20 protein-coding genes are annotated in these 26,217 nt (G+C 41.4%); 17 read left to right on the forward strand and 3 right to left on the reverse strand.

Translation table 11 applies throughout. From position 1 onward, the window contains the following. The first annotated feature begins 2 nt into the window (after positions 1 to 2). The 6 genes from E0E32_RS08830 (at position 3) to E0E32_RS08855 (ending at position 8,144) form a co-directional block, all read left to right on the forward strand. Positions 3 to 2,078 (forward strand): carbohydrate-binding domain-containing protein, encoded by a 2,076-nt coding sequence (locus E0E32_RS08830; RefSeq protein ID WP_130859619.1) that lies wholly within the window; start codon positions 3 to 5, stop codon positions 2,076 to 2,078. 152 nt (positions 2,079 to 2,230) lie between these two features. Then, complete coding sequence (locus E0E32_RS08835; RefSeq protein WP_130859620.1) at positions 2,231 to 2,911, forward strand: response regulator transcription factor; 681 nt, start codon at positions 2,231 to 2,233, stop codon at positions 2,909 to 2,911. Positions 2,912 to 2,924: 13 nt separating this feature from the next. Beyond that, on the forward strand, positions 2,925 to 4,316 hold the full coding sequence (locus E0E32_RS08840) for a HAMP domain-containing sensor histidine kinase (protein WP_286171852.1): 1,392 nt from the start codon (positions 2,925 to 2,927) through the stop codon (positions 4,314 to 4,316). Positions 4,317 to 4,634: 318 nt separating this feature from the next. Beyond that, positions 4,635 to 6,530 (forward strand): PrkA family serine protein kinase, encoded by a 1,896-nt coding sequence (locus tag E0E32_RS08845; protein ID WP_130859622.1) that lies wholly within the window; start codon positions 4,635 to 4,637, stop codon positions 6,528 to 6,530. A gap of 227 nt (positions 6,531 to 6,757) precedes the next feature. Beyond that, complete coding sequence (locus E0E32_RS08850; RefSeq protein ID WP_130859623.1) at positions 6,758 to 6,991, forward strand: hypothetical protein; 234 nt, start codon at positions 6,758 to 6,760, stop codon at positions 6,989 to 6,991. Between the two features lie 199 nt (positions 6,992 to 7,190). Then, on the forward strand, positions 7,191 to 8,144 hold the full coding sequence (locus E0E32_RS08855; protein WP_066191774.1) for a 2-hydroxyacid dehydrogenase family protein: 954 nt from the start codon (positions 7,191 to 7,193) through the stop codon (positions 8,142 to 8,144). A gap of 72 nt (positions 8,145 to 8,216) precedes the next feature. Here the strand turns inward: E0E32_RS08855 and panF are convergent, their stop codons facing one another. Both panF and E0E32_RS08865 read right to left on the reverse strand, forming a co-directional pair. After that, positions 8,217 to 9,659: a sodium/pantothenate symporter gene (panF, locus tag E0E32_RS08860; RefSeq protein WP_130859624.1), complete on the reverse strand. Its 1,443-nt coding sequence runs from the start codon at positions 9,657 to 9,659 to the stop codon at positions 8,217 to 8,219. Beyond that, complete coding sequence (locus tag E0E32_RS08865; protein ID WP_066191776.1) at positions 9,656 to 9,925, reverse strand: YhdT family protein; 270 nt, start codon at positions 9,923 to 9,925, stop codon at positions 9,656 to 9,658. Before E0E32_RS08865 ends, panF begins: the two co-directional genes overlap by 4 nt. A 176-nt stretch (positions 9,926 to 10,101) precedes the next feature. Here E0E32_RS08865 and E0E32_RS08870 point away from each other — a divergent pair, with 176 nt between their 5' ends. From E0E32_RS08870 to E0E32_RS08890, 5 genes are all read left to right on the forward strand, one after another. Then, positions 10,102 to 10,686 (forward strand): chromate transporter, encoded by a 585-nt coding sequence (locus E0E32_RS08870; protein WP_066191779.1) that lies wholly within the window; start codon positions 10,102 to 10,104, stop codon positions 10,684 to 10,686. A 43-nt stretch (positions 10,687 to 10,729) separates the two neighbouring features. Continuing rightward, a complete protein-coding gene (locus E0E32_RS08875) occupies positions 10,730 to 11,266 on the forward strand; it encodes a chromate transporter (RefSeq protein WP_066191782.1) in 537 nt (178 codons plus the stop codon). A gap of 31 nt (positions 11,267 to 11,297) precedes the next feature. Then, positions 11,298 to 12,242 (forward strand): formylglycine-generating enzyme family protein, encoded by a 945-nt coding sequence (locus E0E32_RS08880; protein WP_066191785.1) that lies wholly within the window; start codon positions 11,298 to 11,300, stop codon positions 12,240 to 12,242. A 309-nt stretch (positions 12,243 to 12,551) separates the two neighbouring features. Further along, entirely contained in the window at positions 12,552 to 14,465 is a 1,914-nt protein-coding gene (locus E0E32_RS08885; RefSeq protein WP_130859626.1) for a BglG family transcription antiterminator, read from the forward strand. Positions 14,466 to 14,559: 94 nt separating this feature from the next. Further along, positions 14,560 to 16,545, forward strand: a complete 1,986-nt coding sequence (locus E0E32_RS08890) for a PTS fructose transporter subunit IIABC (RefSeq protein ID WP_066191791.1) — start codon at positions 14,560 to 14,562, stop codon at positions 16,543 to 16,545. Positions 16,546 to 16,660: 115 nt separating this feature from the next. Here the strand turns inward: E0E32_RS08890 and E0E32_RS08895 are convergent, their stop codons facing one another. After that, a complete protein-coding gene (locus tag E0E32_RS08895) occupies positions 16,661 to 16,894 on the reverse strand; it encodes a hypothetical protein (RefSeq protein WP_066191793.1) in 234 nt (77 codons plus the stop codon). 297 nt (positions 16,895 to 17,191) lie between these two features. Here E0E32_RS08895 and E0E32_RS08900 point away from each other — a divergent pair, with 297 nt between their 5' ends. The 6 genes from E0E32_RS08900 to E0E32_RS08925 all read left to right on the forward strand — a co-directional run bounded on the left by E0E32_RS08900 (position 17,192) and on the right by E0E32_RS08925 (position 25,910). Then, positions 17,192 to 18,376 (forward strand): ROK family transcriptional regulator, encoded by a 1,185-nt coding sequence (locus E0E32_RS08900; RefSeq protein WP_066191796.1) that lies wholly within the window; start codon positions 17,192 to 17,194, stop codon positions 18,374 to 18,376. Positions 18,377 to 18,705: 329 nt separating this feature from the next. Continuing rightward, positions 18,706 to 21,582, forward strand: coding sequence for a 2-oxoglutarate dehydrogenase E1 component (locus E0E32_RS08905; protein WP_130859627.1), 2,877 nt, complete (start codon positions 18,706 to 18,708; stop codon positions 21,580 to 21,582). After that, the gene (gene odhB, locus E0E32_RS08910; RefSeq protein ID WP_130859628.1) at positions 21,569 to 22,861 is read left to right on the forward strand and encodes a 2-oxoglutarate dehydrogenase complex dihydrolipoyllysine-residue succinyltransferase; all 1,293 of its coding nucleotides are present in this window, start codon (positions 21,569 to 21,571) and stop codon (positions 22,859 to 22,861) included. Before E0E32_RS08905 ends, odhB begins: the two co-directional genes overlap by 14 nt. A gap of 110 nt (positions 22,862 to 22,971) precedes the next feature. Beyond that, entirely contained in the window at positions 22,972 to 23,403 is a 432-nt protein-coding gene (locus tag E0E32_RS08915; protein WP_130859629.1) for a hypothetical protein, read from the forward strand. A 54-nt stretch (positions 23,404 to 23,457) separates the two neighbouring features. Continuing rightward, complete coding sequence (gene yhbH / locus E0E32_RS08920; RefSeq protein ID WP_130859630.1) at positions 23,458 to 24,609, forward strand: sporulation protein YhbH; 1,152 nt, start codon at positions 23,458 to 23,460, stop codon at positions 24,607 to 24,609. Between the two features lie 119 nt (positions 24,610 to 24,728). After that, positions 24,729 to 25,910: a NupC/NupG family nucleoside CNT transporter gene (locus E0E32_RS08925; RefSeq protein WP_130859631.1), complete on the forward strand. Its 1,182-nt coding sequence runs from the start codon at positions 24,729 to 24,731 to the stop codon at positions 25,908 to 25,910. The last annotated feature ends 307 nt before the right edge of the window (positions 25,911 to 26,217 follow it).

Here is a 26,217-nt window from a genome sequence, read left to right on the forward strand (position 1 = left end):
CCATGAAAAGATATTCCTATTTATTATTTTGTATGACAATGCTGGGATTTATGATTACAGGTTGTAACACAGTATCCGAAAATAGTGATGAAAATATAACGCAACAGGCGATTGTAGATAGTGACTTGGCTGCGAGCTATACAGACTGGTCTGAAGATGAGGTGATAAAGATCAGCTTCGATGATGGAGAAGTGGATATAGCAGATGATGAGAGTAGTGTGGTTGTTAATGGTAATACCATTGAAATCCATACAAGTGGTACCTATGTTTTGGAAGGGCAAGCAAGCGATAAGAATGTGGTTGTGGATGCAGAGGATTCCGGGACGGTAAGACTGATTTTGAATGGTACATCCTTGCAATCAACGACAACGGCGCCTATATTTGTGAAACAGGCTGAAGAAACAATTATTTCCCTTGAGGATGGAACAGACAATAAACTAGTGGATGCAGCTAATTATCAATTAGCGGATGATACAGATGAACCAAAAGCAACCCTTTATAGCAAGGATGATTTGATCATCAATGGAACTGGTAAATTAGTGGTGGAGGGCAACTACAATGATGGGATTACTGGAAAGGATGAATTGAAGGTGACCGAAGCAACAGTGGATATCACGGCAGTGGACGATGGAATCGTTGGCAGGGATCTTTTTTCCATGAGTGACGCAACGATTACGATTACTGCAGGTGGAGATGGTGTTAAATCTTCTAATGATGAAGAGGCAGATAAGGCGAATATTGTGTTGCAAAGTGGTCAATTAACAATTGATGCTGATGGAGATGGCATTGCATCAGAAAATACAGTCACGGTATTGGACGGAGATTACCAGATCACATCGGGCGGAGGAAGTCCGGAAGAAATAGAAGTAACCGAGGAGTTTGGCAGTGGTATGGAGGGAGAGCCACCAGGTGAGTTTTCTACTGATGAAAATAATGGTAACACTTTGCCTACACTCCCCGAGCAAGGTGAGAGACCATCATTTGATGAAGGGGAAGTACCAACAGATCGTTCAGAAATGGCCCCTCCAAATCAAGGGGAAGGTGAACGAGCTGAATCGGCTGATACGGCTGTACGACCAGATGATCAGTTGGATAATCAAACCGATGAAGAAACAACAGATGATCAACCTAGTACCAAAGGGATCAAGGCTGTTAATAAACTGATGATTGCTGGAGGAAGCCTTCAAATTGATGCGATGGATGATGCACTCCACAGTGATAAAGAAATGGTTATAACGGATGGCAATATTAGCTTGCAGACAGGAGATGACGCTATCCATGCCGATCAAACAATAATGATCAGTAATGGCGATATTCAGATAGATAAAAGCTTAGAGGGGATAGAGGCAGCGGACATTGTGATATCTGGTGGAAACATTCACGTGGTAGCTGCAGATGATGGGGTGAATATTAGTGGGAATGGAAGCTCCGCTGTTTCTGAAACAAATCAGGAGGAAACAAATGAAACAACAACAGGACAGCTGTTAATCGAAGACGGTTATCTATATATAAATGCCGATGGTGATGGCTTGGATTCGAACACATCGGTAGAAATGACGGGAGGAACCGTGCTTGTTTATGGCCCGACCACGAATCAAAATGGTGCATTAGATTATGATCAATCTTTCACCATTACAGGTGGTACCCTACTAGCAGCAGGTAGCAGTGGTATGGCCCAAGGAGTATCGGACACGTCGACGCAAAATAGTGTGATGATGACCTTCCCCGAACAGCAGGATGCTGATACAATGGTATATGTGACGGACAGTGAAGGGAATCTGATGACGGCCGTGAGTCCAGAAAAGGCATTCCAATCAATTCTTATTAGTTCTCCAGAATTACAGCAAGATGAACAGTATATACTTTATACTGGAGGACAGTGGAAGACAGAAACGACAGATGGTTATGCAGGAGCAGGAAGTGTGGAGAATGGTAGTGAGGTCGTGACGTTTACCTTGAATCATTCGATGATGTATTTAAATGAAGACGGGGAAACAGAAGGTGGCAATGAGATGTTTGGTCCCCCAGGCGGACAAGAAGGTCAAGACAGACAAGCAATTCAGAACAGAATGCCATGAAGACCTGAGCTATTGATAGCTTGGGTCTTTCCACATAGAACAAGATGGCAGATGTTTTTTTGGGGAAATGGTATGTTCTTTCTAAATCAATGAGAATGGACATGTGTGTGGTATGATAATAGCAAAGTTGATCAAAGACGGAGTGGAAGAAGATGGAGAAAATTTTAATCGTCGAAGATGAAGCAGCCATTAGCAAGGTGCTCCACGCCTACTTGAAAAAGGCCGGTTTTGAGACCAGAATAGAGGTGGATGGAAATATGGCGATGACAGCATTCAAAGAGTGGAGACCAGATTTAATTTTGTTAGATGTCCTTCTTCCATATAAAGATGGATGGGAAATTTTGCGAGATATTCGCCAAGAAAGCGACTGTCCTATCATTATGTTAACGGCACTTGATGATGTGAATTATCGTTTAGATGGTTTCAATGGAGGAGCAGATGACTACATTGCAAAACCCTTTAATGGGGAAGAAGTGGTTGCAAGGGTATCCGCTGTTCTGCGTCGGGCCGGACATAAAGGTGAAGCACTTCGGAAATTTGGTGGATTGGAAATCGACCAAGAGGCCTACCGTGTGCGTTTAAAAGGTCAAGAAGTTGAGCTGACTCCTAGAGATTTGGCATTATTGCTTTTTTTATCCGAATATCCGAATAAAACATTTAGTCGTGATCAATTAATCGAACAAGTCTGGGGATGGGACTATGACGGCAGTGATCGAGCAGTTGATTTATCAATTAAAAGACTAAGAAAAATGCTGCATTTCTGGTCTAGCGAAGAAGGAGAAATCAAAACCATTAGAGGGGTAGGTTATCAATTCAGTGTTTACATCAAATAAACAAAAAATTCCTATGCAAACATACTGGACAACTTGGTATCTCGTTTCTCTCGTTATTGGCCTAGCGATTGTGGCTGTTGTTTCTGCCCTTTGGATTCGTCATAACACGCTGGAAAATAGATTGAATATCATGGAGTTTATGGCAGAGGAAACCGCCGATCGGATCGCAAATATAAGTGAAGCAGATGATATACCACCTAACTTTGATCAGCGTCATATCCTGGACAATCCCGGGAGATTTATGGATATAGAAGGGAACCCGACCATATATGTAACTGATATGAACGGTCGTATCACAGATAGCAACTTACCTCCCCATCGACAAGATCAACTCATCGACACTGCGGTATTAGAGAGTAATGAGACAGTGCAAAACATATCTACTGATAATGGAGTGGTGTATGTCATTAAGAAAGCTATTCAAACAGAGGAAGAGCAGTTAGGCTGGGTGTTTTATCTCGAAACAAAGGCCAATTTATCACACGTGAATCAACAATATGGTCAGTTAATTCTGATGATTATCAGTTTATTAATCATTGGTTGGTGCGCCATTTATTTTTTAACAGGTAAGCTAACCAAACCAATGAAAGAGGTAGCCCATGCGGCGAAGCAAATTGAACAAGGAAATTACCAGGTCACCTTTCATCATCAAGCGAAGGAAAAAGAAGTAGCAGATGTCATACAATCCTTTCAAGAAATGTCTCAGAAACTAGAGAATTTGGAAGCACTGCGTACGGAGCTGTTAGCAGGTGTTTCACATGAATTAAAGACACCGATTACCTCGATTAATGGATTGTTAAAGGCCATACAAGACGGGGTGGTCGAGGATAAAGAAGAAGTCAGCGAATTTTTGAACATGTCTGTAAAAGAAACCGATAAAATGAGCAGGATGGTGGAAGATCTTCTGGATTTTAATAAGTTTGCAGCAGGTGCTATATCGGTTGCAGTTGATACGTATCTCCTTCGTGATTTATTTGTAGACGTGATGGAGAGCTGGTCAAATATACCAGTGACAGCCGAAATCCAGGTAGAATTACAAATAAGTGATGAAGATTTGACTGTAGATGTTGACCCTATCCGTTTTGCCCAAATAGTAACGAATTTATTGAATAATGCCGTTCATGCTATGAAAGGTAAAGGGACGATTCAGATTAATGTCCATCATGATGAACAGAAAGTAAATATGGATGTGAAAGATAGTGGGTTAGGGATTCCTAGCGAAGAACAACCGTATATTTTTGAACGGTTTTATCGTGGTGAGTTAAAAAAGCAGCAAGTGGGAGGTTTGGGCTTGGGGCTTCCTTTTAGTCGAATGGTTGCCAGAGCAATGAACGGAGACCTATTTCTGGTAAACAGTTCATCGGCAGGGACAACATTCTGCTTTACACTTCCACGCCTTAAATAGCACAACAAAAGCTTGCCCTCATCAAGAGAGCAAGCTTTTTGTTAATTTCATTAATGCTTCGCTTCATACCCCGCAGCAAAAATAGCAACCAAAAAGGAAATAGACACACCAATAATTAACGCAACACCCATACAAGTAGCCTCCTTTATTTATCTTCATCTGTCCATTATGTACGTTTTTCTATTATCTCCATATATTATAACGAAATACAGTTCATTTGTGAAGGGCTCATTTCCATTCATGATTTTGATTCTTTCATCATACATTTAGTTATAGTCACAAGCCATGAAAAGCTTCACATCACTGGGAGGTTGTTGAATGGATATTTTAAGAAGAGTACAGGAATATCGCCAAACACAACAGGCTTTAAAATGGGAGGGAACCTTTGTTGAGTACCTGGAGTTACTAAAGGAAAAGCCTTATCTGGCGCAATCGGCGCATTCACGGATATATCAAATGATTAAAGATAAGGGGATAGAAGAAACGAATGATGGGCGCAGGTACCATTTTTTTAGTGAGCAATTGTTTGGCCTAGAAGATGCCTTAGAAAAATTAGTAGAGGAATATTTCCATCCTTCAGCCAAGCGATTAGACGTGAAGAAACGGATCTTGCTGCTGATGGGACCAGTAAGCGGTGGGAAATCTACCTTGGTCACCATGTTAAAAAGAGGGCTGGAGCAATATAGCTTAACGGATCGTGGTGCCGTCTATGCAATTAAAGATTGTCCTATGCATGAAGATCCACTACATCTAATCCCAGCGCACTTACGAGCTGACTTTGAAAAAGAATATGATATCAAAATTGAAGGAACACTCTCTCCCCTAAATCGTTTACGCCTAGAGGAAGATTATGATGGGCGGATTGAAGATGTTATTGTTGAACGGATTTTCTTCTCGGAGGATAATCGTTCGGGGATTGGTACATTCAGTCCATCTGATCCTAAATCACAGGATATCGCTGACTTAACAGGTTCGATTGATTTTTCAACGATTGCTACCTATGGTTCCGAGTCAGATCCACGTGCCTACCGATTTGACGGGGAATTAAACAAAGCCAATCGAGGATTAATGGAGTTTCAAGAAATGCTCAAGTGTGACGAGAAATTCCTCTGGCACCTACTTTCTCTAACACAGGAAGGAAATTTCAAAGCGGGAAGATTTTCCCTGATCTCCGCTGACGAAATGGTGATAGCCCATACGAACGAAACAGAATATCGTGCGTTTATTTCCAACAAAAAGAATGAGGCGCTGCACTCCAGAATGATTGTGATGCCGATCCCGTATAATCTAAAACTGGATCAAGAAGAACGAATTTACCAGAAAATGATCGAGGAAAGTGATATTCAGGATGTGCATATTGCTCCGCATACCTTGAAAATTGCTGCCATGTTTACCATCCTGACTCGTTTGAAGGAATCGAAGCAGAATCAGCTCAGTTTGTTAAAGAAGCTCTACCTATATAATGATCAAGACGTAGAAGGGTTTAGCGAACAAGATGTTGCTTCCTTGAGGAAAGAGTTTTCCGATGAAGGCATGTCTGGTATTGATCCGCGGTATGTCATCAACCGTATTTCATCCACGATTATTCGCAAAGAAATGCAGGCAATCAATGCTTTGGATGTGTTGCGTTCCTTGAAGGATGGGTTGGATGATCATGCCTCCATAACCAAAGAGCAAAAAGAAGACTACTTGGATTTTATTTCTACGGCAAGAAAAGAATATGATGAGTTAGCTAAGAAAGAAGTGCAGAAAGCCTTTGTTTATTCTTATGAAGAATCTGCCAAGACGTTAATGGACAATTATTTGGATAATGTCGAGGCATTTTGCAATAAAACAAAGCTGGAAGATCCATTGACAGGCGAAGAAATGCAGCCTGATGAAAAACTAATGCGCTCCATTGAAGAACAAATTGGCATTTCAGAGAATGCGAAAAAGGCTTTTAGAGAAGAGATCTTGATTCGAATCTCGGCCTACGCTCGCAAAGGCAAGAAATTCAACTATCAATCCCATGAACGATTGCGGGAAGCGATCCAAAAGAAATTATTTGCGGATCTTAAAGATGTGGTCAAGATCACGACATCCTCCAAAACTCCTGACGAACAGCAATTAAAGAAAATGAATGAGGTCGTAGCAACACTAGTCGAGGAATACGGTTATACCTCGCAGTCGGCCAATGATTTATTACGATATGTAGGAAGCTTGTTGAATCGATAAGAGATCGTAACGAATCTTATACGTTGGATTTTAAAAACGTAATAAAAAACAAATAGTACGCTTTTTAAGCTGTTTTCAACCGTCAAAAACCTTAGATTGATAGTGTTTTTGGCGGTTTGTTAGTGAGGATCATTGTATTTTAGATATCCATTTAAATTATAAAAAGTACACCTGTTCTTGTTTTTGTGTATAACAATTCAAACAAAGGTTCTGTTTTGGGGTATTTCATGAGAGCCAATCAGAAAATCATGATGTACTATTTGGATGACAACCATAAAGTCACGCAGCGTATGATAAGAATTGTGAAAATAAAAGACACTCATATCATTGTTTATTGTTATTATCGCAAGCAAGTACGACCGTTTAAGGTAGCGAATATTTTATCGTATGGACCAGTCGGCAGAAGACAAACAAGAGGCTTGAATGTTAGTGAGAATACATCGGAGGTTGCTGTGGATTAGTATGAGGTATTAGCTGCTGTTTGATATTTGATATCTGATATCTGGAGCAATGATGCCTCTGCTATAATGGAGTTAGATGATTTAGAAAAACGTAACCCCTGATTCTTTGTGATATAATAAACCCATCGACAAAACAAGTGTCATCACATAGTGGAAACGATGGCTTACCACAAACAATCCAGAAAGAGGTGCATACATCATGGCAAGCATATTTATATCCGGAGAAATTCCTGAGACAGGTTATGGCATGCTAAAAGAACATGACTATCACGTACATGAAGGAGAGCAGCTGATTACAGAAGAACAGCTGATCGAAGGAGCAAAAGAGGCAGAGGCATTATTAACCCCTTTGTCTACAAAAGTAACCCGAAAAGTATTGGAATCGGCGCCTCACTTAAAGATTATTGCCAATTTTGGAGCTGGTTTTGATAATATCGATATCGAGGCAGCTAAGGAAAAAGGGATCGCAGTGACCAATACGCCGAAAGTATCGACGGAGGCAACGGCAGAACTGACACTTGGCTTAATGATCGCCTTAATGCGGCGTATTCCAGAAGGCGATCAGTTATGCCGAACGACTGGATTTAACGGTTGGGCTCCGCTGTTCTTTTTGGGCAGGGAATTAACAGGCAAAAAGTTAGGGATTGTTGGGTTTGGCAAGATTGGACAGGCAGTGGCTAAGCGGGCGCAAGCCTTTGGTATGGAGATTTATTATACGGGACGTTCACGTAAACCAGTGGAAATAGAAGAACCGTATCAAGCGACTTATCTGAGTCAAGAAGAGTTGCTGGCAACTTGTGATGTAATCACGGTTCATTGTGCCTATACGCCAGAAACCCATCACCTTTTTACAAAAAAAACGTTTCAATCCATGAAAAAGGATGCCTATTTTCTGAATGTATCCAGAGGTCCCGTAGTAAAGGAAATAGATTTGGCGGATGCCTTAAAAGAGGAAGAAATCGCAGGAGCGGCACTGGATGTGTTTGAATTTGAACCAGTTATCACGGAAGAGTTAAAACAGATTGAACAATTAGTGATTACCCCGCATATTGGCAATGCAACCGTTGAGACACGAGATAATATGGCAATACTATCGACAGAAAATATCCTTAAGGTGTTAGCAGGTCAATCACCATTAACGCCTGTTTATTAATGTTTCTCCGATTTAAGAATAGAAAAGCTCTAATGATGGCAGCGTGGTGTCATTAGAGCTTTTTCATTTTTTTCAATGTTCTAGAACCTTCTGTGGCGTCTCTTTTATGAACCAACTCATTCCAACATAAGCGATCAACGACAAAGCAATCGAGCTTACAACGCTGTGCATGCCGAAGGGCGTAGGGTAGAAGGCTTGAAATAAAATATAAGATATAAGCCCAGTGACCATGGCGGCGATAGCTCCGTATTTATTCCCTTTTTTCCAATAGATACCCATAACAATTGGCCAGATAAATGCCGCTTCTAAACCACCGATGGCATAGAGATTCAGCCAAATAATCAAGTCAGGTGGTTGAATGGTGATCAAATAAACGATAATACCTAGTAGGGCAGTGATACTCATGCTGATGGTCTTTACTTGTTTCCTGCTTGCATGAGGTTGAACGTAATTGACGTATACATCCTTGACGATTGTGGAGCTCACGAGCAACAGTAGAGAGTCCACGGTAGACATAATGGCGGCTAATGGTGCCGCTAGGACAATTCCTGCCAGCCAAGCGGGAAGAACCTCCAAGGCAATTAACGGTATCACGGCGTCTGGTACATCAATACCAGGTAGAATGGGGCGAGCAAACACACCAATGATATGCATGTTTAACATTAATACGCCGACTACGATCGTGCCAATAATTAAGGCGCGATGAAAGGCCTTGGTGCTTTGATAAGACATGGACCGTACGACAATTTGTGGCAAAGCAACAACGCCGAGCCCGACGAGTATCCAAAAGCTGGACACATAATGAGGAGTAAGCGTACCATCTGCTCCATATGGCGTGATCAAATGGGGATTTTCCGTTTGAAGATCCTGCATGATAGCTTCTACACCACCGCCAGAAATGATGATCGCTGCTAGTAAAATAATCGTACCAATCACCATAATACTGCCCTGAATCGAATCGGTTAAGGTTACCGCACGAAAGCCGCCAAAGGTAACATAGATTAAAACGGTGATGACAAAAAGAAGGAGTGCGGTATGATAAGACAGACCGGTCACGGATTCAATTAATCTACCGCCGCCAATCCATTGAGCAGCCATTGCCGAGAATAGAAAAATTATAATACTGACTGCTGCTAAGAGGACGACCCATTTGGATTGGTAACGCGCCTTTAGAAAGTCGACCATCGTGATCGCCTTGTATCGTTTGGACATAATCGCAAAGCGCTTACCCAAAATCATTAAAGTGAAATAACCAGTGGCTACTTGTGTTACAGATAGAAGCACCCATCCCAGCCCTTCATTGTAAGCAACACCAGGACCGCCAATAAAACTGCTGGCACTTCCATAGGTAGCTGTCATCGTCATGGCCAGTACGAAACCACCCAGCTTCCTGCCCCCTAGATAATAATCCTCCATAAAAGAAGTGGACGGATTGGTTGTTCTGCTTGCTAACAACCCAACAAGGAAAATACCTGCAAGTGAGATAAATAAGGTAATCGTTGCAATGGCATTCATGTGTGGTACGATTCCTCCTCATCAAGCGGCATATCGGTGAAAAAATAATGAACAATGATAAAAACCAGTGTTGAAATTACCAGCACACTGCCGATACAGCTATAGAAAAACCATGCTGGAAACCCGAGGATATACTGGTATTGGCTGGGATCTTTAGTCCCTAGTCCATAGGCAAAGCCAAACCACCAAATAAAATGAAATAGCGCAAGGATGATACCAATGATTGCCTCACGATTGGCTATTTGAAAAGGATGTTTTTCCTTCATCGGACACGCCTCCTTTGTAAGTTTACATTATAATGAAGAAGGTGGGTCAATGCAATCCATCAAGCCCTTTTCGTTTAGTCCTGTTTATATTACATAAAAAAATAAATACTTTTATCCAAAATGGACGAAAGTGTGTTATACTGAATAATAGGAAGAATAATAGAGGGGGCTTCAATTTGAAATCGAGTTGGAAGTCATTAGGACAGATATTTTTAGCTTTTTTAAAGATAGCGCCCGCTACTTTTGGCGGTGGTTATGCAATGATACCGTTAATGGAAAAAGAAGTAGTAGATAAAAGAAAATGGATGGAGACGAAAGAAATATCCGAGATTTTTGCGATTGCTCAATCGGTACCAGGAGCTATTGCGATTAATTCGGCTACCTTTATTGGCTATCGTTTGGCAGGTGTACTTGGTGCGGTCACTGCAATGGTTGGTATTATGGTCCCGACTTTTCTCATTGTTGTGGCTTTAAGTATACTGTTTATCTTTGTGAATGATAATCCTTATGTTGAAGCCGCGTTTACAGGTATCCGTGCGGCGGTAGTAGCGATGATTTTGTATGCCGCTTATAAAATTGGTTTAACGGCTATTTATGATAAAACGACCTTAATGATTATGATCGTCACGACACTTGTTTTATATCTATTACAAGTACATCCTGTTATCGTGATCTTAGGAGGTATTGTTGTGGGGATTGCGGCTGTAAAGGTCCAGCGCTGGTTGGGATACGCCACAAGGTTGGATAGAGAGGATAAATAAGACAAATTGGTGTTAGTGGAAAAAGAGAAAGAGGGAGTAATACATGGAATTGTTGAGTTTGTTTTGGACATTTTTATTAATAGGTTCGGTCTCGTTCGGCGGCGGTTATGCGATGATTCCTGTTATTGAAGAAGAGGTGAGCAAACATGGCTGGATGACTACTCAGGAGTTTACTGATGTGATTGCAGTAGCAGGTATGTCGCCAGGCCCGATTGCGACAAATAGTGCGATTTTTGTTGGTTACCATACGGCATCGCTGCCGGGGGCGATCATCGCCGCACTTGGCATGATTTTGCCTTCATTGATTATTATACTAATCATTGCAGCCTTCTTTTTTAAGTTTCATGAGTTGCCGCTTGTACGTTCGGCTTTTTATGGGTTGCGTCCGATTATCACAGGGCTAATCTTATATTCGGCGATCCATTTTGCTATTTCTAATCAAGTAATTGGGGAAATATCTTACCAAACGATAACTTTGATTGGGATTTTTGCCTTATCCCTGTTTGCCTTGATGAAATTACGGTTGCATCCGGTTACCGTAATTGCTTTGGCTGGGATTTGCGGGCTCGTGTTATACTAAAGTTAAGTTAATGGAGAGGGAGTGATACTTGATGACAGAAGAAAAACGCAGCTGCTGTCAGGTAAGCAGAGCTGATTTGTTTGCGGAGAAAAAAGAGGATACGGTGCAAGTGGAACGTGGGCAGCAAAGTACAGATGGGATGGTATATCTGTCTGGGGGAGAGTTCCTAATGGGGACAGACGATGAAGAAGGTTTTAAAACGGATGGAGAGGGCCCTGTAGAAAAGGTCAAAGTGGACCCTTTTTACATAGATGAAACAACGGTAACGAATCAGCAATTTCAAGCGTTTGTGAAGGAGACTGGTTATCAGACCGAAGCAGAGAGATTTAGCTGGTCTTTTGTCTTCCATCTATTTGTTGCGAAAGATTTTCCAGGTAAAGTGCAGCAAGTTCCTCAAACCCCTTGGTGGCTGGCAACAGAAGGGGCTTATTGGTATCAACCGGAAGGTGAAGGCTCTAATTTGGACGGGAGGATGGATCATCCCGTTATTCATGTTTCTTGGAATGATGCAATCGCCTATTGTCAGTGGGCAGGAAAACGACTGCCAACAGAGGCGGAATGGGAATATGCTGCGAGAGGCGGTCTTGTGCAAAAAAGGTTTCCGTGGGGAGATGAGTTAACTCCAAACGGCGAGCATTATTGTAATATATGGCAGGGTGAATTTCCTCGTCATAATACAGAAGAGGATGGATATGTAGGGACCGCACCTGTGCAAAGTTTCTCGCCGAATGACTATGGTCTGTATCATATGTCAGGGAATGTGTGGGAATGGTGTGCCAATACGTTTCAAATCGATCGTCAAGGAAAGGCAGATCAAGAACCGGTAGATGGAAATCTTCTTAAGGTAATGCGCGGGGGTTCTTATTTATGTCATCATTCCTACTGTAATCGTTATCGTGTAGCTGCAAGGAGCTCGAATACGGTGGAAAGTTCGTCAGGAAATATAGGATTTCGTTGTGTGAAGACAGCAAATTAGTAAAGAAAAGGAGCGGGTAAACCATTTGCCCGCTCTATTTATGTAGGCGTGCATGTTCACAGTACAGACTAAAAAAGCAATGACCATCATGTAATTTCGGAAACGAACAACACAGTGATGGAAATCAGACCTTAATAATTGTAATTGTTTCGTTTGCTATCAGGTTTTCTAGGGTATCTAGCAGGAATAGGTGGTCGAGGTAAGATTTTTTGTCTCGATGGATAGAGGGGGAGGAAATTCACTCATTGTGTAAAGCGCCCCTATCGCCATGATAGAGGCAGGATATATTAACGCTAGGCGGTGTTTCTGATGAATCGCAGACAAAAAGAACTGTTACGGATATTGTTGACGGATTTGGGTGAGTTTTTTCGTATAGAGGAACTGACGGATAAACTGGATTGCTCAGAAAAGACAGTTAGAAATGATTTAAATACGGTCGAATCATTGCTCAAGCAATATCCTTCCACTGCATTAAGAAGAAAACGGGGAACGGGAATTTCTATTGTAGCTGACAAGGAAGGGAAGGATAAACTGTTAAATCATATCTATCAGCTGGAAGCGATATCAACGGAGGATCGTTTATTAGAAATGGCTTACCAATTGCTTGCAAGTGATAAACCATTGACATTATCAACTCTCGCTAAAGAATATTATACTAATACGACCACAGTTAGGCATCAGATGCAAGACATTTCCAGATGGCTGGAAGGTTATGATCTGAAATTGGTCTCGAAACAACGTATTGGTCATCTCGTCCAAGGAGATGAATTAAGCAAACGTAACGCATTAGCGAATCTAACGGAACTAATCTCATTTGAAGCACAGCAAAAGCAGCGCGTGTTTCAGTTGTTTTCTCCGCATGAAATCCATACAGTCAGGAAGTTACTACGTGATTTACAAATAGCTTATTCGCTTGATTTGACAGGGGACGAGTTTCAAAGCTTACAGATTCATGCCTTGATTATGATTAAACGTACCCGCCAGCACGCTCCAATTTTAGTCGGCAGATCGAAGGATACAGATGTTAGGTTGGATAGTTACCATTTGACGGTATGGTTTTTGAAGCGACTGGAAGAGCTTCTGAGCCTGTCGTTTCCAGAGGATGAGTATATTTACTTCACTTGGCATCTAGTAAGCTGTAGAACGCCTTATACCGGTAAAGCATCTAAACATAATGAATTATTGTCGGATGTCGTCCGCCAGCTGATGTCGCAACTGCAACGCATGACGATGATCAAATTTGAGAATGACAAGGGTCTAAGGGATGGTCTTGAAAGCCATCTTGCTTTTGCTTTACATCGTATCAGGTATGGTTTTACCATTAGAAATCCCATGCTTTCAGACATTAAGAAAAAATATGCCTATATGTTCAGCATGGTGATTTTGGCAGTGGAAAAGATCAATGAAGCCTATCATATTCATATCACCGAAGATGAAGCAGCTTACCTTCTTCTGCATTTTCAAGCTTCTGTTGAACGCATGCAGGAACACACACTACTAAAACGAGCCGTGGTCGTTTGTGATTTGGGAGTCGGGATGTCTTATCTTCTTCAGGCAAAACTGGAACAGTCTTATCATGATATTAAAATACTTGCTAGTATTGGGGAAACGAATCTTCCTGGATTTCTATATGAACATGATGTGGATATGATAATTGCTACCATGGATATAGATCATCCCGATATTCCGGTGATTGTGGTATCCCCTTTACTGGAATCAGATGATAAAGACCGACTGGAGGCATTTTTACAATCAGTTGATCAAGAAGGAACCAATGAAAAAGAGGTGCTGCCTGTCATCAAGAGGTTTATCAATCCAGACACCATTTATCTTGGAATGAATATCAAACATCGATTTGAAATTGTTGAAATGCTAGCCCGTCAATTGGTTCAAAAGGGCTTTGCTGAACAATCATTTATTCATCGTGCGATGTTAAGGGAAAAAACAGCGGCAACGGCTGTTGGTGGGGGTATCGCTATTCCGCATGCAGATCCAAATTTTGTGAAGAAGTCCGTAGTATCGCTAGCTATACTACGTCATCCAGTGCAATGGGGAAGAGAGATGGTCTCTGTTGTGTTTTTCTTGGCAATTGCCAAAGAGGATCGAGATATGCTAAAACCTCTAATGCAAACCGTACTCTCCATCAGTCAAAATCCGGCGATGGTGGAAGCATTAAACGAAGCAGAAAGTGTAGCGGAAATGCTGCAAATCTTTGAACAATAATTCATTTTTTCCGATCTTCCGGTAAAAATGAATTATTTTATTGGGCAGAAGGTGTTTTATCATAGAAACAAAATAATAAAAGGAGGAAACACCGATGCGAATATTAGCTGTTACCGCATGTCCGACAGGTATTGCACATACCTACATGGCTGCTGAGAATTTGCAAAAAGCTGCAGAGACCATGGATGTTGATATGAAAATTGAGACACGAGGTTCAATTGGTGTTGAAAATGAACTCACCGAGCAGGATATTGCCGAAGCTGATGGGATTATTATTGCTAGTGATACGGATGTTTCCAAAGATCGTTTTGCTGGCAAAAAGTTGCTTGAAGTTGGTGTTCAGAAAGGAATAAGGGAACCGGAACAATTGATCCAACGCATACAAACTGGAGACGCAGAGGTTTATCAAGCAGCGAAGCAATCGGTGGATCAGGTGAAAAAGGAACGAAAAGAAAAGGAAAATCCGATTTACCGGCACTTAATGAATGGGGTCTCCTATATGATTCCGTTTATCGTCGTTGGTGGTTTGTTGATGGCTATATCATTAGCCATTGGCGGAGAACAGACACCTGAAGGTATTGTCGTACCCGATGATTCATTTTGGAAACAAATTGAAAACATTGGCAATGCCTCTTTTAGTTTTATGGTTCCGATACTTGCAGGTTTTATTGCAGTGAGTATTGCTGATCGTCCCGGTCTGGCACCAGGTATGATCGGTGGTTATATTGCCAGCACGGGAAGTTTTTATGGAAGTGAGGCTAATGCAGGATTTATCGGGGGCATAATTGCAGGATTTCTAGCAGGCTTTGTTGTTTTAGCTATAAAAAAGATAAAAGTTCCACAAGCGGTACAGCCGGTTATGCCAATCATATTTATCCCGATCATTGCTTCATTGATTGTTGGCGTGTTATTTATTAGCGTGATTGGAGCGCCAGTGGCGAGTATCTTTGCCGCATTAACCACATGGCTTGAAGGAATGCAGGGAGCTAGTTCGATTCTGTTAGCGTTGATTCTTGGAGCGATGATCGCTGTTGATATGGGTGGACCATTTAATAAAGTGGCATTCCTGTTTGGTTCAGCGATGATTGCGGAAGGTAACTATGCTATCATGGGATCAATCGCTGTTGCTATCTGTACACCCCCGCTTGGGATGGGACTGGCCACGTTTTTAAACAAACGCAAGTATCAATCCGCTGAAAAGGAAACGGGAAAGGCCTCCTTTACAATGGGACTGTTCGGTATTTCCGAGGGGGCGATCCCTTTCGCTGCTCAAGACCCACTTCGAGTGATACCCAGTATTATCGTCGGTTCCATGACCGGTGCTGTGATTGCCATGCTTGGTAATGTGGGAGACAGGGTTGCTCATGGCGGACCGATCGTTGCCGTTCTCGGTGCCGTAGATAATGTGCTCATGTTCTTTATTGCAGCGATGATCGGGACGATTGTCACCGCTTTATTGGTGAATCTTTTGAAAAAAGATGTGCAGCCCGCTGCTGGAACACCAGAAGGGATGGAAGTGACAGCGGATACAGAAGCTGATACATCAGATACTTCAGATCATCAAGCTGAAAAGGAGATCCAAACGGGTACCAATAAACAAATGTCGAAAGAGAATCGCACCATTCATCAATTGACCGATATCTTAAATCGAGATTTGATGACCATGCATGTGGCTGGATCTACACAAGCAGAGGTTATCGATGAATTTGTTCAAATGCTGGATGATGGAGAATATATTACATCTCAGGAGACGATCAAACAGGCCATTTTCGATCGTGAAAAGGAAGGTACAACCGGTCTTGGTATGAACATTGCTATTCCGCATGCCAAATCAGCTGCGGTCAGGGAATCAACAGTGGTTTTTGGAATCAGTCAAGAAGGTATCGACTGGCATAGCCTGGATGGCACTAAGGCCAAATTGATTTTTATGATTGTGATTCCGGAAGAAAGGGCAGGTGATGATCATTTGAAAATCTTGCAAATGCTTTCGCGCAAGTTGATGGATGATACGTTTCGGGAGCAATTGCAGAATGCTGAAACGAAAGAGGACGCCTACCAACTACTAGACATGATTCAATAAGAGGCGCTAAGGACAGTTGACGAGTAGCTGTCCTTATCACTATACAAAAAAGTGAAAGAGCGGGTAAACCATTTGCCCGCTCTATTTATGTAGGCGTGCATGTTCACATGGAAAGCTAAAAAATTCCTCCATTAAAAATAGCCATAATTTGATTGCGAAAACTGAATACTAGGAAAACTACAGCGATGGTGATCAGATATTTTAATAAATGATTGGTTCGTTTGCCGTCAGGTTTTACGATGGTGTCTAATGTAATAATAACTGCTGCAACAATAAATCCTGCTAATGATTGATCTACGTATGATAGCATAAACAGAAAAGTAACCAAAATAAGCAATATAAAGCGCATCCAATCCTCCTTTTTCAAATTATCAGAAAGGGTATTTAACTTCGAACGTTCTGCCCTTTACTTTTTCCATTGTTTGTTAGTATAACAGAAAGGTTAGATAATTCCATAGGACTTTTTTCATGAAAAGTTAGCCAGGCAAAGATCGGACATACAAAGGAATGGTGAGAATAGGTGATCGTTTGTTATAATGAAGAAAAGAGAGGAATACATATCCATTGCGACCACGATCAATAATGAGAACAAGAGACTGCTTCCCTTTTGTTGCAGTGCCTTGGATTAGTAAAGGAGCAAACCAATATGCTAAAAGACTTCTTACAACAGACCTCAACAAAGTACAGCGGAATGAAACAAGTTTATCAATGTATATTTGATCAAGGACCAAGCACCAAAGCAACACTTCTGGAGCAGACAGGTATGAAACAGACCACATTAACGAGACATTTAGATTATTTACTTCAAGAAAAATATATAGACGTTGCGGCATACCAAGCGTCTTCAGGCGGGCGTCCACCTGCCCTTTATCATATTAATCCAAATGCCGGCTATATGGTTGGAGTCGATCTATCTCGTATGAAATCAACGGTTGTATTAGTCAACATAGAAATGGAAGAAATAGATCATTATACATTAAATATGACAGAGACACATACAGGTGAAAAAACACTAGCAGAGATTGATCAAGCGATTCAGCAATTACTTCAGCTACATCAGATTCCTCGAGACAAGTTCTTGGGTATTGGGATTGGTACGGTTGGACCACTGGATCGTAAGCGTGGGATGATGTTGGATACAAAAGGATTTATGGCGTCAGGGTGGCGAAATTTCAGCTTGATTGATCATTTACCGAGTTTTCAACAGGAGAAGATTATATTGGAGAATGGTGCCAATGCAGCAACACTTCATACCTATAGTCAGGGAGAATTAAACGAACTATCGATTCTTTATTGCATTAGTGGTCGGGGCTTACGTTGTGGCGTATTAGCGGATGGACGTCTGTTAAAAAATGAAACAGGGGATGTCAGTTCTTTCGGTGAAATGATTATTGATATTAAGACTCGGCAGACACTATCTTCTCTGATTACTTATGATTATTTATTACAAGAAGTGAATCGGCGCTATCTAGCAGAAACCTCATCCCCTTTTTACCCAGAGACATTTACGAAAAGCCTTTTAATGGAACTGCTTTTAGATGGACTGCGACAGCACGACCCTATTATAGAAGCCGTTTTGCTTGAATCGGCAGAAGTATATGGGATTGGTCTAGCGAATATTGTTAATATTATACAGCCGGATCGAGTAGTTTTGAATAGTGTTCTTATTCAGGCCTATCCCTCTTATTATGAGAAGGTAGTAGAAACGGCCGTGAAATATATTGATCGACAAGAGCGAGTGCCTATTCTGTTTCATCAGGAAAACGATCCCGAAAAGGCAATTGCAAATGGAGCGGCGGCCATGATATTTAAGTCTTTTTTTCCTTCTTAAGCAAGAGGGAGGTCAGTTATCGTCAAAAATGGGGATCCTACTTTTAATAATAATACCAGTCTCAGGTATCAAAGTTATTCCATATAACGGAAATAGATAGAGTCAAAATAAATCATATTCATGAATAAGAAACGGCTTGTTTTTTCTTTGATGAACAGCCGTAATGGTAACGATTTGTTTTGAAAAAAAGAATTCAAATATTCCCATCATATCTGTTGTTTCCCATAGTAAAATAGGTTATATTTAGAGATGTAGTGTTTATACATTGCATCTTTTGGATGGGAATAAATCAAAGCAGGAGTAAGTGAAATGTAATGGGGGTATAAGACGTGACACAGCATGAGTCTAGTGAGAAAATATGGGAAAATTTTTATGGTCCCAACATGGGATATGTAGAAGAGCAGTATGAGCTGTATTTAGGAAATAAAGACTCTGTGGATCCATCCCTGAAACAAATGTTTGATCAGTATGGGGCGCCAGAGGAAATCCAAGCAGCAGTAGCAGTACAAACAGCAGGAGCAGGGAACAAAGATTTTTCTGCCAATATCAGTGCCAAACAGTTAACCTCAGCAATCAAACTTGTTGAGGCTATTAGACGTTATGGGCACTTGAAGGCAAATATCTATCCAGTTGGATCGGGTATACACAGTGATACTTCTTTAGTAGATCCAGCACAATATAATCTTAATAAAAGCATTTTGGAAGCGATTCCCGCAGATTGGGTATGGGAACAAAATATTGAAAATGTGCAGACCGCACAAGATGTCGTCGACTATCTCATGGAACAATATGCAGGAACCATTTCTTTTGAATACGATCATGTGAACAATGATGATGAACGTTCTTGGTTTCAAGAAAACATTGAGTCAGGGAAGTATCGCTTCCCATTCTCAGATAGTGAAAAACAAGAATTATTAGGGCAGATTTTAGATGTGGAAGGCTTTGAAGACTTTTTAGCCAAAACCTTTGTGGCGCAAAAACGATTTTCCATTGAAGGTTTAGAAATGATGGTGCCAGTGATCGACCGTATGGTGCAGAATTCCTTTTATGATGATACAGAAGAAATCATGATGGGGATGGCTCACCGCGGCAGATTGAGTGTACTGACCCATATCTTGGGCAAGCCTTATGATAAGTTATTTTCAGAGTTTCATCCTTCCGCAGATAAAGAACTGGTTCCATCGTCACCTGGTTCCAAAGCGATTACGTATGGATGGACAGGAGATGTGAAGTATCACTTCGGTGCTGAGCGTGCCGTAGGTGAAGAGAAACCGTCACCAACTAAAATTACGTTGGCGCATAATCCCTCCCATTTGGAATTCGTTAATCCAGTGGTAGAAGGCTTCACCAAGGCCGTGCAGGATTTTCGTTTTCAAAAGGGGGCACCAGAACAAGATGTGAGTAAGGCATTTGGTATTTTGGTTCATGGGGATGCGGCCTTTATTGGGGAAGGTGTAGTTGCCGAAACATTTAATTTGAGCGCATTGGACGGTTATCGTACGGGAGGCTCTTTGCACATTATTTCGAATAACCTTCTTGGATTTACAACGGGACAGCGGCAAGGGCGTTCCACTACGTATGCTAGTGATTTGGCAAAAGGTTTTGAGGTGCCGATTATTCATGTCAATGCTGATGATCCTGAGGCGTGTATTTCCGCTGCTAACTTAGCCTATGATTATCGCCATAAGTTTCAAAAGGATATCTTGATTGACTTGGTTGGTTATCGTCGATACGGGCATAATGAAATGGATGAACCTCGTGCAACACAACCTGAGCTGTATCAAGCCATTGATCAGCACGCGACATGTGCCTCGATTTATGCAGATAAATTGCATCAAGAAGGAATTGTATCCGAAAACGCTTATGAAGAAATGAAGGAAGCGGTTTTTGATAAACTGCAAGGTATTTATGATGATATGACAGAAAGTGTGAATGAAAACCCAGAAGCTATGCCAGTGCCGCAAGCATTACGGCAAGGATTAAGTGATATTGAAACGGCAGTGCCTAAAGAGATATTAGAGACGTTAAATAAAGATTTATTAAAGCGTCCAGAAGGTTTTCATTCACTGAAAAAGTTGGAGAAGATTTTAACCAAGCGTCATAACACGTTTGAAGAAGAAGGAAAAGCCGATTGGGCTGTAGGTGAAGCATTAGCCTATGCGTCTATACTACAAGATGGCATACCGATCAGGCTGACAGGACAGGATTCCGAGCGGGGAACCTTTGCTCATCGTCATTTAAAACTGCATGATGTCGAGACAACAGAGACCTATTGTCCGATGCACGGCTTAGAGGACGCCAAGGCAACTTTTGATATTCATAATAGTCCGCTATCGGAGGCGGCTGTAATCGGATTTGAATATGGCTATAGTGTGAAGGCACCCAAAACACTTGTTATTTGGGAGGCACAGTTTGGCGATTTTGCTAATGCAGGTCAAGTCATCTTTGATCAGTTTATTTCTGCTGCACGTGCCAAATGGGATGATCGCTCGAATATGGTTCTCCTACTACCACATGGCTATGAAGGGCAGGGACCTGAGCATTCCAGCGGCAGAGTAGAGCGTTTTTTAACGATGGCAGCAGAGAACAACTGGATTGTTGCCAATGTAACTAAAAGTGCCCAGTTCTTTCATTTGTTGAGACGTCAAGCTGCATTAGTGGATAGTGAAGCTGCCCGTCCGCTTGTCTTGTTTACACCTAAGAGTTTACTAAGGAGTTCGCGTGTTATTTCTGAAATAGATGAATTTACAAGTGGCAGATTTCAGCCGCTCATCCCACAGCCTGGTTTAGAATTAACCTCTAACAAAGCAAAACGATTGTTGATTGGAACAGGGAAAGTTATGGTAGATATTGAAGAAACAATGAGTGAACAACCACAGAAATATGAACAAATTCATGTGGTGCGTCTAGAGCAAATCTATCCATTTCCTGAACAAAAGCTTGCAGAGATTATTGAAGCTTGTGAGAACTTAGATGAGGTTGTGTGGGTACAGGAAGAACCTCGTAATATGGGAGCATGGAATTTTGTGAAAGAGCGTTTGTTTAAGATGTTGCAAGATACGAAGCTAGAGTTGCATTATGTTGGACGTGGGGAACGGTCTTCGCCTTCCGTAGGTGATCAGCATATTCATAAAACAGAACAACGAAAAATAATCACAAATGCATTAGATATGGCTGAAGGAGGAGAAACCAATGAAGGAAATTAAGGTCCCGGAATTAGCAGAATCCATTACAGAAGGTACGATAGCAGAATGGCTTGTTAAAGAAGGTGACTCCGTTGAAAAGGGTGATCCAGTCTGTGAGCTGGAAACGGATAAGGTAAACGTGGAGGTTAATGCAGAGTATGCCGGAGTGTTAACCGAACATATCAAACAAGAAGGCGATGATGTTGAGGTAGGTGAAGTCATTGCCAAGATAGATGAAAATGGCGAAGCAGGTGGCGATACATCGGCTGAAGAGGAAAATGAACCGGAAGCAAGTACCGATTCAAGCTCAGATGCAAGTGAGCAGACAGAAAAGCAGCAATCCAAAACAGAAGCTGCTTCACAAACACCTTCAGAACCTAAAACTGCGGGTGAGGATCAAAAAGTAGTTGCCTCACCAGCTGCAAGAAAGCGTGCTCGTGAGTTGGGAATTGATTTGAATGATATTTCACCGTCAGATCCATTAGGTCGGATTCGTACGGAAGATGTAGATAACGCCAATAAAGTGGATCGTTCATCATCTTCCAAGCCAGAAAAGAAAGCGCCAGAAAAAGAACAAGAACAACAAGATCCAGCAGGGAAGCCGGTTAAACGTGAGAAAATGACACGTCGTCGTCAAACCATCGCCAATCGTTTAGTGGAGGCACAACAATCAGCTGCCATGCTGACAACGTTTAATGAAGTGGACATGACTGCGATTATGAAACTTAGAAGTGAGCGGAAAGATAAGTTCCAAGAAAAACATGGTATTAAATTAGGTTTTATGTCCTTCTTTACGAAAGCAGTCGTTAGTGCTTTGCGCGAATTCCCATATTTAAATGCGGAAATTCAAGGAAATGAGATTTTATTGAAACAATTCTATGATATCGGCATTGCCGTGTCTACCGATGATGGCTTGGTGGTACCAGTTGTCAGAGATGCCGATCGTTTGGATTTTGCCGGGATTGAGTCAGAAATTGCTGATCTAGGTAAGAAGGCGCAAGAAAAACAGCTGCAAATTAGTGATCTTCAAGGAGGATCTTTCACGATTACAAATGGAGGTATTTTTGGATCGCTGTTGTCAACACCGATTATTAATGCGCCACAGGTTGGTATTCTAGGTATGCATTCGATTCAAAAACGTGCCATGGTAATGCCAGATGATTCCATTGAAGTTCGTCCAATGATGTACACTGCCCTTTCCTACGATCATCGTATTGTTGACGGGAAAGAAGCTGTACAGTTCCTTGTTCGGCTGAAACAATTGCTAGAAGACCCTTATGATTTATTGTTAGAGGGATAAACACATTCGTATCACATGACGGAAAGCGTGAGAAGAGTTATTTAGTACTCTTTTCGCGCTTTTTTATGATAGGGCACGGGAGCGGACGGAGCTCAAAGGTCAGTTATAAAATGACGGCCAAAATCCGAAGGAAAGCCGCCAAAATGGTCGTCATTCCGAAAATGACGGCCAAAATCCAAGGGGAAGCCGCCAAAATGGTCGTCATTCCGAAAATGACGGCCAAAATCCAAGGGAAAGCCGTCAAAATGGTCGTCATTCCGAAAATGACGGCCAAAATCCAAGGGGAAGCCGCCAAAATGGCCGTCATTCCGAAAATGACGGCCAAAATCCGAAGGAAAGCCGCCAAAATGGTCGTCATTCCGAAAATGACGGCCAAAATCCAAGGGAAAGCCGCCAAAATGGTCGTCATTCTGAAAATGACGGCCAAAATCCGAGAGAAAGCCGTCAAAATGGTCGTCATTCTGAAAATGACGACCAAAATCCGAAGAAAAAACCAACCAATGGTCATCATCACCATTCCCCATTCTCCAAAAAAAGCTTAATCATTCTTCGTGCCTTTGCATAGAATAAATTAATACACACGAAGGAGGGTTGGCATGGCTAAAGATAATTTTATCATTGCAGAAGAAGATTGGTCCCTCCATCGAAAAGGATTCGATGATCAAAAGCGTCACCAAGACAAAATAAAGGAAGTAATGAAGAAGAAGTTACCAGATATGATTAGTGAGGAAAGCATCATCATGTCTAAGGGTAAAGAGATTATTCGAATACCAATCCGTTCGTTAGATGAGTATAAGATCCGTTATAATCATTCCACCAAACAACACGTGGGTCAAGGCAAGGGAGATAGTCAAATAGGCGACGTTGTTGCACAAAGCCCTGAGCAGGCAAAAAAGGGACAACAACCCGGCAATGCAGGTGATCAGCCAGGAAGTGATTATTATGAAGCAGAAGTAGATTTTGAAACCTTAGAAGAAACTTTTTTTGCAGAACTTACCTTGCCTAACTTAAAAGAGAAAGAGAAGGAGAATATTACGATCACCGATGTAGAATTTCGTGATATTCGTAAAAAAGGTTTAATTGGTAATATCGATAAGAAAAGAACAATGCTTGCTTCCTACAAACGCAATGCCTTGGAAGGGAATCCATCGTTTATGCCGATTTATCCGGATGACCTGCGTTTTAAGACATGGGATCATATAGAAAAGCCGGAATCAAAGGCGGTTGTACTCGCTTTAATGGATACAAGCGGATCGATGGGAATTTGGGAAAAGTATGTGGCAAGAAGCTTTTACTTTTGGATGACCCGTTTTCTAAAAAAGAAATACGAAACCGTCGATGTGGAGTTTATCGCTCATCATACGGAAGCGAAGGTAGTTGATGAGGAATCCTTTTTCACCAAAGGAGAGAGCGGTGGAACCATTTGTTCATCGGCGTATAGAAAGGCATTAGAGCTAATAGAAAATAAATACCCAGCAAGTCGTTATAATATCTATGTATTTCATTTTTCAGATGGGGATAATCTCACATCTGATAACCGCCGATCGATTCAAGCAGTGCAGCAATTATTAGAAGAGGCTAGTTTGTTCGGTTATGGTGAAGTGAATCAATATAATCGTTTTTCTACACTCATGCAAGCCTTTAAAGAAATTGATCATTCTCATTTTAAGAAATATATGTTGCGTAATAAAGCCGATGTATATTATGCGATGAAGCATTTCTTTCATGCCGCTCAAACTAGAGAGTGAAACGGCTTACAGATTGTAAAAAATTTCTCAAAAAAAATAATATGCTGCTCCTCTTTTTCATGCTAGAATGAAGATGAAACACCCATTAATTTCTAACCATGTTGGAGGAGGAGCAGTATATGAGTATTTTATTAGGATTAGTAGCTATTATTCTTCTATTAGGTATCGCCTATCTCATGTCGAACAATCGAAAGCGCATTAATTATGTAGGAATCGGTGTTATGCTAGTTGCACAGGCCATTACGACGGCTTTTATGTTTATGACAACCATCGGTGAAACCATTATCAATAAAATATCCGCACTGTTTAATAAACTCATTGAATTCGGAACGAGCGGTGTGGATTTTGTTCTAGGTGGGATAGAAGGAGAAGGTGTCTTCTTTTTTAATGTGGCATTGATCATTATTTTCTTTTCTACCATCTTATCGGTATTAACCTATTTGAAAATATTGCCCATTATTATCAAGTATTTTGGGTGGTTTATTTCGAAAATAACGGGACTGCCGAAAATCGAATCGTTTAATGCGGTAAACAGTATGTTTTTCGGTCAATCAGAGGCGCTATTAGCGGTTAAATCGCAATTCCATCATTTATCCGATAATCGACTTTATATTGTGAGTGCTTCGGCGATGGGATCGGTATCTGCTTCTATTGTCGGTGCTTATCTGCAAATGCTGCCTGCACAATATGTATTGGTTGCAATACCGCTTAATATGTTTAGCGCCCTCATCATGGCATCGATCATTGCACCAGTGAAGGTGGAAAAAGATGATGATGAAGTAGATGTGAAGAACGTTTCAGAAGCAAAAAGTTTATTTGAAGCAATGGGAACTGGTGCTTTAGACGGTGGGAAGATTGCATTAATTGTTTCGGCTATGCTGATTGCCTTTATCGCAGCTCTAGAGTTGGTTAACTGGGTCTTTGCAGCAATTTTTGCTGGGACAACCCTTCAAGATGTACTTGGTTATGTGATTGCTCCATTGGCTTATTTGATGGGCATTGCGCCAGGGGAATTACTGCAATCAGGTAGTATTATGGGAACAAAGATTATTACTAATGAGTTTGTAGCAATGGGTGAACTGCAGACGATAATGGGAGATTTATCGGAGAAAACAATAGGTATTGTGACTGTCTTTCTGACTAGCTTTGCGAATTTTAGTTCGATCGGCATCATTGCAGGCTCGGTTCAAGGTATTGATAGTGAGAAAGGGAAAGCCGTGTCGCGCTTTGGTATGAAGCTGTTAATTGGAGCTACCTTAGCATCTGCCTTATCTGCTACCATGGCTGGATTGTTTTTATAAGTATCATTATTAAGAAAAAACGAGCAAACTCTGCTCGTTCCTTTCGTACCCTAGATACGGACTCTCGGTTCGTTCAAGGTCAAAATCGTTCCACATCCTATTATATCAAGAATGCCAATGCTATAGTTCCTGTATCAGCATGAAGGGTGAACCCCGACTCAAGCAATGAAGCGAAAATAATCCCTCACAAAACTGCAGTGAGGGGTTATTTTTTATGATCCAATAGGAATAAAGACTGTATCTATTTAAACTTTAAATCTTTACAGGAAACGATCTAATGGTTTACTGCAAAAAAGAAAGTGGAATA

The organism is Gracilibacillus phocaeensis (genome assembly GCF_900626275.1).
In the GTDB taxonomy this organism is placed as follows: Bacteria; Bacillota; Bacilli; order Bacillales; family Amphibacillaceae; genus Gracilibacillus; species Gracilibacillus timonensis.